This window comes from Pseudomonas sp. QD4, assembly GCF_049199125.1.
GTDB lineage: Bacteria > Pseudomonadota > Gammaproteobacteria > Pseudomonadales > Pseudomonadaceae > Aquipseudomonas.
In genome coordinates this window covers 132,339-144,494 of sequence record NZ_JBLZOM010000004.1, presented here as the reverse complement: position 1 = coordinate 144,494, position 12,156 = coordinate 132,339, and the positions used below count along the sequence as shown (strand labels likewise).

At 59.7% G+C, this 12,156-nt stretch carries 15 protein-coding genes; 4 read left to right on the top strand and 11 right to left on the bottom strand.

Features of this window, described 5'->3' with window-relative positions; all coding sequences use genetic code 11:
* Positions 1-33: 33 nt before the first annotated feature.
* Both bfr and ACOZJV_RS23640 read right to left on the bottom strand, forming a co-directional pair.
* The gene (bfr, locus tag ACOZJV_RS23645; RefSeq protein ID WP_020298580.1) at positions 34-504 is read right to left on the bottom strand and encodes a bacterioferritin; all 471 of its coding nucleotides are present in this window, start codon (positions 502-504) and stop codon (positions 34-36) included.
* Between the two features lie 200 nt (positions 505-704).
* Complete coding sequence (locus tag ACOZJV_RS23640; RefSeq protein ID WP_020298581.1) at positions 705-923, bottom strand: bacterioferritin-associated ferredoxin; 219 nt, start codon at positions 921-923, stop codon at positions 705-707.
* Positions 924-1,247: 324 nt separating this feature from the next.
* On the opposite strand from ACOZJV_RS23640, the gene ACOZJV_RS23635 reads away from it, so the two are divergent.
* Complete coding sequence (locus tag ACOZJV_RS23635; RefSeq protein WP_421548636.1) at positions 1,248-1,850, top strand: peroxiredoxin; 603 nt, start codon at positions 1,248-1,250, stop codon at positions 1,848-1,850.
* Positions 1,851-1,919: 69 nt separating this feature from the next.
* Here ACOZJV_RS23635 and rnt read toward each other — a convergent pair whose 3' ends face one another.
* The gene (gene rnt, locus ACOZJV_RS23630) at positions 1,920-2,597 is read right to left on the bottom strand and encodes a ribonuclease T (protein WP_020298583.1); all 678 of its coding nucleotides are present in this window, start codon (positions 2,595-2,597) and stop codon (positions 1,920-1,922) included.
* Complete coding sequence (pyrC, locus tag ACOZJV_RS23625) at positions 2,594-3,640, bottom strand: dihydroorotase (RefSeq protein WP_421548635.1); 1,047 nt, start codon at positions 3,638-3,640, stop codon at positions 2,594-2,596. The genes rnt and pyrC overlap by 4 nt, the downstream gene beginning before the upstream one ends.
* A gap of 155 nt (positions 3,641-3,795) precedes the next feature.
* On the opposite strand from pyrC, the gene ACOZJV_RS23620 reads away from it, so the two are divergent.
* From ACOZJV_RS23620 to ACOZJV_RS23610, 3 genes are all read left to right on the top strand, one after another.
* Entirely contained in the window at positions 3,796-4,704 is a 909-nt protein-coding gene (locus ACOZJV_RS23620) for a flagellar protein MotY (protein WP_078471928.1), read from the top strand.
* A gap of 129 nt (positions 4,705-4,833) precedes the next feature.
* Positions 4,834-6,051 carry an argininosuccinate synthase gene (locus tag ACOZJV_RS23615; protein ID WP_020298586.1) on the top strand — a complete coding sequence of 406 codons (1,218 nt, stop codon included), beginning with the start codon at positions 4,834-4,836 and terminating at the stop codon, positions 6,049-6,051.
* A 352-nt stretch (positions 6,052-6,403) separates the two neighbouring features.
* Positions 6,404-7,030, top strand: a complete 627-nt coding sequence (locus tag ACOZJV_RS23610; RefSeq protein ID WP_020298587.1) for a response regulator transcription factor — start codon at positions 6,404-6,406, stop codon at positions 7,028-7,030.
* Positions 7,031-7,140: 110 nt separating this feature from the next.
* On the opposite strand, the gene ACOZJV_RS23605 is transcribed toward ACOZJV_RS23610, so the two are convergent.
* From ACOZJV_RS23605 to ACOZJV_RS23575, 7 genes are all read right to left on the bottom strand, one after another.
* Positions 7,141-7,320 carry a PA3496 family putative envelope integrity protein gene (locus tag ACOZJV_RS23605; RefSeq protein WP_020298588.1) on the bottom strand — a complete coding sequence of 60 codons (180 nt, stop codon included), beginning with the start codon at positions 7,318-7,320 and terminating at the stop codon, positions 7,141-7,143.
* A 107-nt stretch (positions 7,321-7,427) separates the two neighbouring features.
* Positions 7,428-8,066 carry an endonuclease III gene (gene nth / locus ACOZJV_RS23600; protein ID WP_078471927.1) on the bottom strand — a complete coding sequence of 213 codons (639 nt, stop codon included), beginning with the start codon at positions 8,064-8,066 and terminating at the stop codon, positions 7,428-7,430.
* A 7-nt stretch (positions 8,067-8,073) separates the two neighbouring features.
* Positions 8,074-8,667: an Rnf-Nqr domain containing protein gene (locus tag ACOZJV_RS23595; RefSeq protein WP_201127625.1), complete on the bottom strand. Its 594-nt coding sequence runs from the start codon at positions 8,665-8,667 to the stop codon at positions 8,074-8,076.
* A complete protein-coding gene (locus tag ACOZJV_RS23590; protein ID WP_421548634.1) occupies positions 8,660-9,271 on the bottom strand; it encodes an RnfABCDGE type electron transport complex subunit G in 612 nt (203 codons plus the stop codon). Before ACOZJV_RS23590 ends, ACOZJV_RS23595 begins: the two co-directional genes overlap by 8 nt.
* Positions 9,268-10,269, bottom strand: coding sequence for an RnfABCDGE type electron transport complex subunit D (locus ACOZJV_RS23585; protein ID WP_421548633.1), 1,002 nt, complete (start codon positions 10,267-10,269; stop codon positions 9,268-9,270). Before ACOZJV_RS23585 ends, ACOZJV_RS23590 begins: the two co-directional genes overlap by 4 nt.
* Positions 10,256-11,482: an electron transport complex subunit RsxB gene (gene rsxB / locus ACOZJV_RS23580; protein ID WP_421548632.1), complete on the bottom strand. Its 1,227-nt coding sequence runs from the start codon at positions 11,480-11,482 to the stop codon at positions 10,256-10,258. Before rsxB ends, ACOZJV_RS23585 begins: the two co-directional genes overlap by 14 nt.
* Positions 11,479-12,066: an Rnf-Nqr domain containing protein gene (locus tag ACOZJV_RS23575; RefSeq protein WP_201127616.1), complete on the bottom strand. Its 588-nt coding sequence runs from the start codon at positions 12,064-12,066 to the stop codon at positions 11,479-11,481. The genes rsxB and ACOZJV_RS23575 overlap by 4 nt, the downstream gene beginning before the upstream one ends.
* Positions 12,067-12,156: the final 90 nt, after the last annotated feature.

Here is a 12,156-nt window from a genome sequence, read left to right as displayed (position 1 = left end):
GGGGCGTTTTAACAGTGGTGAGCGGTGCGAAGGTTATTCGCCCATCTGCGATTGCAGATAGTTCTCGATACCCACTTTGTCGATCAGGCCCAGTTGGGTTTCCAGCCAGTCGATATGTTCTTCTTCGGACTCAAGGATATCTTCCAGCAGTTCACGGCTACCGAAGTCGCCGGTGACTTCGCAATGGGCGATGGCTGCCTTGAGGTCGGCGTGGCCGGTGCGCTCGATACGCAGGTCGCACTCAAGCATTTCCTTGGTGTGTTCACCGATGTGCAGCTTGCCCAGGTCCTGGACGTTCGGCAGGCCTTCGAGGAAGAGGATGCGCTTGATCAGCTTGTCCGCATGCTTCATCTCGTCGATGGACTCGTGGTACTCGTGTTTGCCCAGCTTGTTCAGGCCCCAGTCTTCATACATGCGTGCATGCAGGAAGTACTGATTGATCGCGACCAGCTCATTGGCAAGGATCTTGTTGAGATGCTGGATGACTGTAATGTCGCCTTTCATGATGGGGTCCTGCCCTGTATCAGCTGTGTATAAGGCGGAGTCTGAGCTGCGCAATCATGAGTGTCAAACCTAAGTTATTGAATAATATATGAAAATTAATCGGAATAAGAATGTTTGTGTTCCGCGTTATGACGCTAAGCGATTGAATTCTAGGCATAAAAAAACCGGACACTAAGTCCGGTTCCTTGAAATACGGTTATTTACGCGACATTAAATTCTACGGGATAGGGAATCGCTGCCTGGCTGCTTTGCACTTTGGTCAGGGTTTCCCGCACGACCTGCTTGGCCAGGCATGCACATTTGCCGCATTGGCTGGCGACGCCGGTGGCTTGGCGTACTTCGCGGTAGCTGCAGCAACCTTCAAAGATCGCATCGCGGATTTGTCCGTCGGTGACGCCAGTGCAGAGGCAGACATACATAAGGTGAGAACCGTCGCTGGTTATGGCCCAATTGCGATGGATCTTAATGTTAACGAGAATGATTGTCAAAGTGGTTTGGCGGGGTTTTTCAGCGAATCGGACAAGTCTGACGAACGGCCTTTTTTCGGTCCCGCGGGCTAGTATCGAAACGGGCGGTTTTGCACGCATCCACAGCAGCAGATCTAAAAACGATTAAGGACAGCTCAAACACGCGGTGTATGATGGTCGGTCCTTACGCAGCAAGATCGCGTCACCGGGTTGTCGTATAGCCGCGGCAGACTGGGATGATCTTGCTCTTCATTCGACCACACCAGGAGATATCCAATGAGCGTACTCGTAGGCAAACAAGCCCCTGACTTCACCGTTCCCGCTGTTCTCGGCAATGGCGAAATCGTCGACAGCTTCACCCTGTCCTCGGCCATCAAAGGCAAATACGGCCTGGTGTTCTTCTACCCGCTGGACTTCACCTTCGTTTGCCCGTCCGAGCTGATCGCTCTGGACCACCGCATGGCAGACTTCAAGGCACGTAACGTAGAAGTGGTCGCGGTTTCGATCGACTCGCACTTCACCCACAACGCCTGGCGCAACACCCCGATCAATGCCGGCGGCATCGGTCAGGTTCAGTACATCATGGCTGCTGACATGAAGCACGACATCGCCAAGGCCTACGACGTTGAGTCCGAAGGCGGCGTGGCTTTCCGTGGCGCATTCCTGATCGACGACAAGGGCGTTGTCCGCTCGCAGATCATCAACGACCTGCCACTGGGCCGTAACATGGAAGAGCTGATCCGTCTGGTCGACGCTCTGCAATTCCACGAAGAGCACGGCGAAGTTTGCCCAGCCAACTGGAAAAAAGGCGACAAAGGCATGACCGCTTCGCCAGAAGGCGTTGCTGCTTACCTGAGCGAGAACGCCGGCAAGCTGTAAGCCGCGCGTCACGCATAAAAAAACCGGCCTCAGGGCCGGTTTTTTCATGGGGACGATTTGGCGACCGAATCAGTCGTCGAAGTCTGCCCAGCCGCCCATTTCCTTCCAGCGGTTGACGATGCCGCAGAACAGGTCGGCGGTCTTCTCGGTGTCGTAGCGAGCCGAGTGGGCCTCACGTCCGTCGAAGTCGATATCGGCCGCCTGACACGCTTTGGCCAGCACGGTTTGGCCATAGGCCAGGCCGGCCAGGGTGGCGGTGTCGAAGCTGGAGAAGGGGTGGAAGGGGTTGCGCTTCATGTCCAGGCGCGCGACCGCAGCATTGAGGAAACCCAGGTCGAAGCTGCTGTTATGGCCCACCAGGATCGCGCGCTTGCAGCCATTGGCTTTCAGCGCCTTGCGCACACTGCGGAAGATGTCGGTCAGTGCTGTTTCTTCACTGACAGCCATACGCAATGGATGGTCGAGCTTGATGCCGGTAAATTCCAGCGCAGCGGCTTCGATATTGGCACCCTCGAAGGGTTCTACACGGAAAAACAGCGTGTGTTCGGGGAACACGAAGCCCTTTTCATCCATGCCGATGATGGTCGCGGCGATTTCCAGCAGCGCATCGGTGGCCGAGTTGAAACCACCGGTCTCAACATCGATGACGACCGGCAGGTAGCCACGAAAGCGGGCCGCCATCGGATGACGGGAACCGCCACCGCCACCATGACCGTCCTGTTCGTCGTCGAAATGGTCTTCACTCACGAGTGTTTCTCCAGCAGGCGCCAGCGCAGTTTTTCACCGGCGCGCAGCGGGATGACAGTCAGCTCGCCGAACGGCAGGCTGGCAGGGGCGGTCCATTCTTCACGGACCAGGGTGATGCTATCGGTGTTCACGGGCAGGCCGTAGAAGCGCGGGCCGTTGAGGCTGGCGAATCCTTCGAGCTTGTCCAGCGCGTTGCGCTGTTCAAATGCCTCGGCGTACAACTCGATTGCGGCGTAAGCGGTGTAGCAGCCGGCGCAGCCGCAGGCGGCTTCCTTGGCGTGCTGCGCGTGTGGCGCGGAGTCGGTCCCCAGGAAGAACTTGGTGCTGCCACCGGTGGCGGCGTCGAGCAGGGCTTCCTGGTGGGTATTGCGCTTGAGAATCGGCAGGCAATAGAAGTGCGGGCGAATCCCGCCAACCAGCATGTGGTTGCGGTTGTACAGCAGGTGATGGGCGGTGATGGTTGCGCCAACGTTGACCGAGGCCTCGTTGACGAACTGCACGGCTTCACGGGTGGTGATGTGCTCGAAGACCACTTTCAGGGTCGGGAAGCGCTCGACGACGCGGCGCATATGCTCGTCGATGAAAATCTTCTCGCGGTCGAATACATCGACGTCGCCACGGGTCACTTCGCCGTGGATCAGCAATGGCAAACCGACTTCGGCCATGGCCTCAAGCGCCGGGAGGATCTTGTCGATACTGGTGACGCCGGAGTCCGAGTTGGTGGTCGCGCCGGCCGGATAGAGCTTGGCGGCATGCACGAAGCCACTGGCCTTGGCCGTACGAATATCTTCAGGCTGGGTCAGGTCGGTCAGGTAGAGCACCATCAGCGGCTCGAAGCGGCTGCCGGCCGGCCGCGCAGCGAGAATGCGCTGGCGATAGGTGTCGGCTTGCTCGGCGTTGCGCACCGGGGGTACCAGGTTAGGCATGATGATGGCGCGACCAAAGGTGCGCGCGACATCCGCGACGGTATTGGTCAACACGGCACCATCGCGAAGATGTATATGCCAGTCGTCGGGACGCAGCAGGGTCAGGCGGTCGGACATTGGGGATTCCAGGCGGGTCAAACTCGGGGGAATGCTACCGGAAAAGACTCATCCAGGCACTCGCTATCAAGTTTTGCGTAAAGCTTCCGATATCCCGTAGGTGTGCCGTAAACGGGCATGTTGATTTTGATCTGTACAAGTCAGTGGAGCCTCCCGTGCGCCAGCATTATCTAGTCCTGCTCAGCGTGTTTGCCAGCCTGCCTGCGATGGCTCTCACTTTCCAGACCCGTCTGGAGAGCATTGAGTGGACGGTCGAAGGTGACAAATTCGAGTGCCGCCTGACTCAGCCGATCACCGATTTCGGCTCCGGCGAGTTCGTGCGCCGGGCGGGTGAGCAGGCGACTTTCCGCCTCAAGAGCTTCAATCCGATGCAGGGTGGGGGCTCGGCGACCTTGCTCGCCGCGGCAGCCCCCTGGCAGCCGGGGCGCGGTGATATCAACCTGGGCGCGGTCAAGGCCGGCAGCGGCGGGGTGATGTTCAATAGCTCGCAGGTGCAGGCTGGCCGGCTGATTAACGGTTTGCTGGATGGGCGCAGCCCGGTGGTGCGTCACTACTCCCGCGAAGGCGGTGTGTCCGAAGTGCGTCTGTTGCCGGTGAAATTCAGCAAGGCCTACAGTGACTATCAAAGCTGCACGGCGAAGTTGTTGCCGATGAATTACGAACAGGTGAAGCAGGCCGAGATCGGCTTCCCGGGCACCGGCACCGAGCTGGATGCCCAGGCCAAGGCCAAGCTGCAAGTGATCCTGGAGTTTCTCAAGGCTGATCCCACGGTCAATCACATCGAGCTGGACGGGCATTCCGACAACAGCGGCAACCGCCTGACCAACCGCGATCTGTCGCGGCGCAGGGCGCTGGCAGTGTTGGATTACCTGAAGGCCAATGGCATACCCGAATCACAGATCACCATGCGTTTTCACGGTGAGCGTTACCCGTTGGCCCCCAATACCAACCCGGCCAATCGGGCCAAGAACCGTCGGGTCAATGTGCACCTGGAGCGTGTCGCTCCTGTCGAAAAGCCGGCGCCTCAAGCCGCCGCCACACCCAATGCCGCGGCGACGTCCTGAAACGGCTGTAGTCGTCGCGCGCTCGACATAATCTGTCGCTTCGTCGTCATAAGCTGTCGCGCCTCTGTAAATTATCCGCGTTGATCGGTAGACTTAACGGCTTTCCGTACAACCCCGTGGAGTGATGGCATGGCGGACGTTAACAAGGTCGTTCTGGCGTATTCCGGCGGCCTGGACACTTCGGTGATCCTCAAGTGGCTGCAGGATACTTATAACTGTGAAGTGGTGACTTTTACCGCCGATCTGGGTCAGGGCGAAGAGGTCGAACCTGCACGTGCCAAGGCGCAAGCCATGGGCGTGAAAGAGATTTATATCGACGACCTGCGCGAAGAGTTTGTCCGCGATTTCGTTTTCCCGATGTTCCGCGCCAACACCGTTTACGAAGGTGAGTACCTGCTGGGTACCTCTATCGCGCGTCCGTTGATCGCCAAGCGTTTGATCGAAATTGCCAACGAAACCGGCGCCGACGCCATTTCCCATGGCGCCACCGGCAAAGGCAACGACCAGGTTCGTTTCGAACTGGGCGCCTATGCCCTCAAGCCGGGCGTGAAAGTGATTGCTCCTTGGCGCGAGTGGGACCTGCTGTCCCGCGAGAAGCTGATGGACTACGCCGAGAAGCACAACATCCCGATCGAGCGTCACGGCAAGAAGAAATCCCCGTACTCGATGGATGCCAACCTGCTGCACATCTCCTATGAAGGCGGCGTGCTGGAAGACACCTGGACCGAGCACGAAGAAGACATGTGGCGTTGGACCGTCTCCCCGGAGAAGGCTCCCGACACCCCGCAGTACCTGGAACTGACCTACCGCAACGGCGACATCGTGGCACTGGACGGCGTTGAAATGACTCCGGCTACCGTGCTCGCGACCCTGAACCGTATCGGTGGCGAACACGGTATCGGCCGTCTCGACATCGTCGAGAACCGTTACGTCGGCATGAAGTCCCGTGGCTGCTACGAAACCCCGGGCGGCACCATCATGCTGCGTGCGCACCGCGCCATCGAGTCCATCACCCTGGACCGTGAAGTGGCTCACCTCAAAGACGAGCTGATGCCCAAGTACGCCAGCCTGATCTACACCGGCTACTGGTGGAGCCCTGAGCGTCTGATGCTGCAACAGATGATCGACGCTTCCCAGGCTCACGTTAACGGTGTGGTTCGCCTGAAACTGTACAAAGGCAACGTGATCGTTACCGGTCGCAAGTCCGATGAGTCGCTGTTCGACGCCAACATCGCAACCTTTGAAGAAGATGGCGGTGCCTATAACCAGGCAGACGCTGCGGGCTTCATCAAGTTGAATGCCTTGCGTATGCGCATTGCGGCCAACAAAGGTCGGACACTGTTCTGATTCTTGAACCGCTGTGAAAAAGCCCTGCCTTGTGCAGGGCTTTTTTGTGCTCGGTAACTCGGTTGCTCTAGTTGTGAGTCTTATCGCGCAATTAACCAATGCATGCACTACGAGGTGTTTTTCGAAGTGATATGGATAGTTGATTATTAATACGAAAAGTAGCAGGTATACAGAACTATCTTAAATTAGCTAGTTGCAAGGATGTCGCCTTTTGACTGTTTTTGTAAGGCAAATCCTCATTGTTTGTAAGGATCGTCTCTGTACTGCTGTAGCCCATGGGCACGCGGTGCCAAGGGCAGGATGGCGGGTTATTGTGTGGATTAACAATTATGCCTTGAATTCGGAAGTGCCTATGAAAAGAGTATTGATCGTGGATGATCACCCCGTCATTCGTCTGGCGGTGCGCATGCTGATGGAACGCCATGGTTTCAAGGTGATTGCCGAGGCAGACAATGGTTTGGATGCGTTGCAACTCGCACTTGAGTTGATGCCGGATATTTTGATACTGGATATCGGCATTCCCAAACTTGATGGTCTGGAAGTTATAACCCGTCTGACTTCAAAAGCGATGACTATTAAGATCCTGGTATTGACTCTGCAACTACCCGGGCCCTTTTCAATGCGTTGCATGCAGGCCGGCGCCGCTGGTTATATCTGCAAGCAACAGGACATCACTGAACTGATCAGTGCGATCAAGGCGGTGGAGGCCGGTTACAGTTACTTCCCCAACGAAGCCTTACACACGTTGCGGTCCTGCCAGGGCTTGTCCACTGAAGAGGAGATGGTGGAATTGCTCTCGGCAAGGGAGTTGATGGTGTTGAAGCAACTCACCTCTGGCTTGAGTAACAAGGAGATTGCCGAAGGCCTGAGTTTGAGCAACAAGACGGTGAGCACCTACAAGCGGCGGCTGCTTTCCAAGCTCAATGCCCGCTCGCTGGTGGACCTGATTGAATTTGCCCAGCGCCATAAGCTGGCGTGAACAACGAGTGGATGGAGTTTGCTCCGGCGAAGGGATGAAGGACAGGCGCCAAGTCGCCGGGTAGACCTGGCGCCGACAGGAAGGCCCGAGTGGCTGGGGCTTTCCTGGAATTACAGATCGAAGTCGTAATCGGCCAGCTGCTTTTGCAGGCGGCGTTCTTCGAGGAGGTTGTCAATGGTGCGGCGCTTGTTCAGGTTGGTCTTTGCCACCTCAACCACCGGCTCAGCCTCTTCTGGTTCAACAGCAATAAAATCGTCTTCTACGTCCAGTTGTTCTTTGCCAGTGCTCATAAGGTCAACTCCAGGCTAAGACTGCCATTGGCGCTCCTTATAGCGATATTCTCCTGGCGGGTAAAAAAGATTTTTTCAATCGACCGATCATCAAAATCAATGGTTACTCAATCGTCCGAAGTCTTTTGCTTGTATTCGCACAAGTCTTCGATCCGGCAACTGCCGCAGCGCGGCTTGCGCGCCAGGCACACATAGCGCCCATGGAGGATCAGCCAGTGATGGGCATCAAGGAGAAACTCCTTGGGCACAAACTTCATCAGCTTGGTTTCCACTTCCACCACATTCTTGCCGGGCGCGATCCCAGTCCGGTTGCTGACCCGAAAAATATGCGTGTCGACGGCCATGGTCAGCTGGCGAAACGCCGTGTTGAGCACCACATTGGCGGTCTTGCGGCCGACGCCGGGCAGGGCCTCGAGCTCTTCGCGGGTTTGCGGGACTTCACCGTTATGGCGCTCCAGCAGCAGGCGGCAGGTTTCGATGACGTTCTTTGCCTTGCTGTTGTACAGGCCGATGGTCTTGATGTACTGGGACAGGCCTTCGACCCCCAAGGCGTAAATGGCCGCCGGCGTATTGGCCACCGGATACAGTTTGGCCGTCGCCTTGTTGACCCCGACGTCGGTGGATTGGGCCGATAAAATCACCGAGATCAGCAGTTCGAATGGCGACGAGTAGGCCAATTCGGTTTTTGGTTCGGGATTGTCTTCGTGAAACCGTCGGAATATTTCCAGGCGTTTTGCGGCATTCATGGGTGATTCAGTTCCTTGAAGGCGGTCGGTGTGAGGTTGAGGCCCAGGCCTGTCTGGCTGCCAGCAGCAAGCCCAGCAGTATAAAACCGCCGGGGGCGAGGCTCAGCAGGTGCAGATTGCCGTGTAGGCTGGCGATCCAGGCCGGCCAGTCGGCCCCGTAGCGGCCGGCCAGCCATCCGAGATGGTTGCCCAAAGAGCCGCTGCCCAGCACTTCACGCAAGGCACCCAGGGTGATCAGTAACAGGCAGAACGTGCCGATCTGGCGCACTTGCCCTTGGCCATTGAAGAAACCACCGTGTTCCAGCAGTACGCATTGCAGCGCGATCAGGCCCAGGTAAATCCCCAGTTGCTGATGCAGTTCGAAGGCCCAGGCTTGCATCGCCAGGGCTGCGCAACTGCTCAGTGTGGCGCTGAGCAGCAGGCCGGCCAGCCAATGCAGGTCACTGCTGATCAGGCGTCGCAGGCCTTTCATGCCCAGGGCGTACAGGCTGATGACCAGCACTGATGCCAGCGACAGGCCCACTGCCTTGACCAGGGAGTCGCTGGCACCGATCAGCGCCACCAGCGTCAGTGAATAGTGCAGTGCAGAGGGCTTATTCATTGGCCGCACCTGTCAGCAGTTGATCCCGGTGTTCGTCGAAATAGCGCAGCGCATCATGCAGGGCGTTGATCACCGCCCGAGAAGTGATGGTGGCGCCGGCCATCTGATCGAACTGCCCCTGGTCTTTCTTCAGGGCCCAGGCGTTGTCGGCGGGATCGTTGCGCGATTTGCCGGTAAAACCTTGCAGCCAGCCAGTGGGTTGTTCGGCGATCCGCCCGCCCAGGCCCGGGGTTTCCCCTTGCTTGAGGCTTTTGCTGCCCAGCAGCCGGCCATTGGCATCGATGGCGATCAACAGCTCGATGGGGCCCGCATAACCTGTGACCTGGCTGCGGAGCAACACCGCGCTGGGTTGGCCGGCGCGGCTGGCGCGGTAACCGCCGAGCAGGGTGCTGTTGCTTAGAACCAGATGCTGGAGGGGCAACGGCTGGTCCAGGGGTTGATTGTCGTAGCTGCCCACAGGCAGCAGATCGAGCAGTTCGCGGGCTTGGCTCGCCCGTTGTTCGGCAGCGATTCGCGGGCTGGCGGCCTGCTGGGCGAAATAGCTCACCGCGATGCCAGCGCCGGCCAGCAGCACCAGCATCAACACACTCAGCCGGCGGCTCATGCTTGCGCCTGCGCGACGGGAGCGACCAAACGCTCCAGGGCGGGAACGGCCAAGTTCATCAGCAGCACGGCAAAGGCTACGCCATCCGGGTAACCGCCCCAGGTGCGGATCAGGTACGTCAGCAGGCCCACGCCGACACCGAACAGCAGCCGCGCCTTGGCGGCTTTCGGGCCGGAGATGGGCTCGGTGACGATAAAAAACGCACCGAGCATGCTGGCACCGGTGAGCAGGTGGAAAAATGGCGAGCCGTGGGAGTCCGAACCCGAGCCGTTCCAGCACAGCAGGCTGATGATAAACAGGCTGCCGAGCATGCCGACAGGGGCGTGCCAGCTGATTACCCGTTGTTGCAGCAAGAAGAGGCCGCCGGCCAGAAAGGCCAGGTTGACCCATTCGCTGCCGCGGCCGCCGAAATGGCCGAAGGCCGCATTGCCGGCGAACAGCTCGTCGATGGTCAGGCTTTTATTGATCCGCAGGCTGTCCAGTGCCGTGGCCTGGGCCCAGGCGTCCGGCACTTCCGATCCGAAATCGACGCCGAAGATCTGCTGCAGACCGCCGAGCAGGTCCATGCCGTGGGACGTCGGCCAATGAGTCATCTGTTGCGGGAAGCACACCAGCATCAGCGCGTAGCCGAGCATCGCCGGGTTGAACGGGTTTTTACCCAGGCCTCCGTACAGGTGCTTGCCCAGCAGCAGGGCGCTGGCACTGGCGCTGACGGTCAGCCACCAGGGGCAATAGGGCGGCAATGCCAGGGCGAGCAAGGTGGCGCTGACCAGGGCGCTGCCGTCGCCGAGGGATGGCTTCAGCGGCCAGGCACGTAGCCGCAGCACCGCAGCTTCTACCGCCAAGGCCGTGGCGCCGGCCAATAACCCATTGATCAGCACCCCCCAACCGTAAAACCACACCAGCACCAACACCCCGGGCAAGGTGGCCAGCAGCACCCGCTGCATGGCCTGCTGCAGGCGTGGTTCCGGCTGGGCCAGGTGTTCAGTTGGGGGCATGGGCCTGCACCTGGCGCTCGGCTTCGGCCAATCGTTCGCGGGCCTTGGCCATCAGCGCTGGCGAAGTGTCGGCATGGCGCTCGAGCTTGCTCAGCTCGGCCCGGGCGTAAGCCAGTTCGGTTTTCAGTTGGCGCAGTTGAGTGTCGATCGGGCGTTTCTCGACCCGGGTCAGGTTCGGCGCCGGTTTCGCGCTTGCCGCCTCGGCAGCGTGCAGGGCCTGCTCGGCCTCGGCCAGGGCCGCGCTCAAGACGGCCAGCTGTGCCTCGGGAGCGGCATCGCTCTGGGCTTTTTTCAGCTCGGCGCGGCGCATGGCCAGCTGGATCTTGGCTTTCTTGAGATCCGGGTCCTTGGCTGCGGGCGCTGCCGTGGGAGCGGGGGCCGTGGATTCAAGTTCGGCCAGGACCTGCTCGGCCGCCTCGAATTGGTGTTGCAGGATGATCAACTGCGCCTGCTGCTCAAAGGTCGGTGGATGACCGAAGGCTTTCAGGGATTTGTTCAACTGCGCGCGGCTCATGGCCAGATCGATCTTGGCTTTTTTCAGCGCCGCATCGGCTGCCGCCGCTTTTTGCGCGCGAACCCGTTCGACGGCCGCCTGCACCGGATTCAGGCTGCTGGTGCTGGTGCTGGTGCTGGTGCTGGCCTGCACGGCGCGCTGCGCCCGGGCTTGGCGTTCGGCCAGTTTTTGCTGTTCTTCACGTTGCAGTCGGGCGTTGCGCTGCTCGAAGCGGCGCCGGGCATGGTCGCGCTTGGCATTGCGGGCGCGTTGCTGTGCGAGGTCGGGCGCCAGGCCGCCGACGATCGGCAGCACGCTGGCCAAAGGCAGCGGCTGCATCTCGATGCAATCGACCGGGCAGGGCGCCACGCAAAGGTCGCAACCGGTGCACTCGTCGATGATCACGGTGTGCATCAGCTTCGCCGCGCCGACGATGGCATCCACTGGGCAGGCTTGTATGCACTTGGTGCAGCCGATGCACTCGGCCTCGCGGATAAAAGCGATCTGCGCCGGGGCCGAGCCGCGGCTGGTGTCCAGTTCCAGTACCGGAACCTGCAGCAACCGGGCGAGGCCGGCAATGGTTTCGCTGCCACCCGGTGGGCACTTGTTGATCGCCTCGCCGTCGGCAATGCCCTGGGCGTAGGGTTTGCATCCGGGATGGCCGCATTTACCGCACTGGGTCTGCGGCAGCAGGGCATCGATGCGTTGAATCAGACTCATGTCTTGATCAGTCCGTTGAAGCCGAGAAAGGCCACTGCCATCAGCCCGGCGCTGATCAGGTCGACCGGCAGGCCGCGAAAGGGCAGGGGCACATCGTTATCGAAAATGCGCTGGCGCAGGTCGTTGAACAGGCTCAACACCAGCCAGAAACCCAGGCCCGAGCCCAGGCCGAGTGCGGCCGCATGCACCACGCCCTGAGTGCCCTGGGCATCCAGGAGCAGCAGGCCAAGTACGCCAGCGTTGCCGAGCAACAGTGGCCAGAGGTGGTCGAAGGGCAGTTGCGGCAGGGCACGAGCCAGCAGCTTCAACAGCGGGCTGACCAGCAGGGCGCAGAGCGGCAGAAACACCAGGAGCTTGAGTGAAGTCAGCTGCAACGGAACCAGCAGCGCCTGATACAGCACATGCCCGCTCACCCCGCACAGCAGCATCAGGCACGTGGTGGCCAGCCCGAGGGCATGTACCTGACGGCGAGTCGCCGGCGCCGGACGTTGGCTGCGCAACAGCGGATCGACGCCCAGTGGCCAGTGCAACACCAGGTTATTGATCAGGGCAGCGCTGATAAGCGTGAGCAGTATGTCGGTCATGGACGTGGCCGGTGAGGGCAGGCGTGTAGCCTAAAGGTTAGGCATTATCCGGCAGCGCGCAGGGTCGGGCCAGATATGAAAATCCCCCCG

Excerpts from the sequence above, each read along its gene's own strand:
- ACOZJV_RS23605 (WP_020298588.1), bottom strand. The coding sequence starts at position 7,320 with ATGAGCACTGGCAAAGAACAACTGGACGTAGAAGACGATTTTATTGCT.
- ACOZJV_RS23610 (WP_020298587.1), top strand. The coding sequence starts at position 6,404 with ATGAAAAGAGTATTGATCGTGGATGATCACCCCGTCATTCGTCTGGCG.
- rsxB (WP_421548632.1), bottom strand. The coding sequence starts at position 11,482 with ATGAGTCTGATTCAACGCATCGATGCCCTGCTGCCGCAGACCCAGTGC.
- ACOZJV_RS23590 (WP_421548634.1), bottom strand. The coding sequence starts at position 9,271 with ATGAGCCGCCGGCTGAGTGTGTTGATGCTGGTGCTGCTGGCCGGCGCT.
- nth (WP_078471927.1), bottom strand. The coding sequence starts at position 8,066 with ATGAATGCCGCAAAACGCCTGGAAATATTCCGACGGTTTCACGAAGAC.
- ACOZJV_RS23575 (WP_201127616.1), bottom strand. The coding sequence starts at position 12,066 with ATGACCGACATACTGCTCACGCTTATCAGCGCTGCCCTGATCAATAAC.
- ACOZJV_RS23595 (WP_201127625.1), bottom strand. The coding sequence starts at position 8,667 with ATGAATAAGCCCTCTGCACTGCACTATTCACTGACGCTGGTGGCGCTG.
- ACOZJV_RS23585 (WP_421548633.1), bottom strand. The coding sequence starts at position 10,269 with ATGCCCCCAACTGAACACCTGGCCCAGCCGGAACCACGCCTGCAGCAG.
- pyrC (WP_421548635.1), bottom strand. The coding sequence starts at position 3,640 with ATGTCCGACCGCCTGACCCTGCTGCGTCCCGACGACTGGCATATACAT.
- bfr (WP_020298580.1), bottom strand. The coding sequence starts at position 504 with ATGAAAGGCGACATTACAGTCATCCAGCATCTCAACAAGATCCTTGCC.
- ACOZJV_RS23635 (WP_421548636.1), top strand. The coding sequence starts at position 1,248 with ATGAGCGTACTCGTAGGCAAACAAGCCCCTGACTTCACCGTTCCCGCT.
- ACOZJV_RS23640 (WP_020298581.1), bottom strand. The coding sequence starts at position 923 with ATGTATGTCTGCCTCTGCACTGGCGTCACCGACGGACAAATCCGCGAT.
- ACOZJV_RS23615 (WP_020298586.1), top strand. The coding sequence starts at position 4,834 with ATGGCGGACGTTAACAAGGTCGTTCTGGCGTATTCCGGCGGCCTGGAC.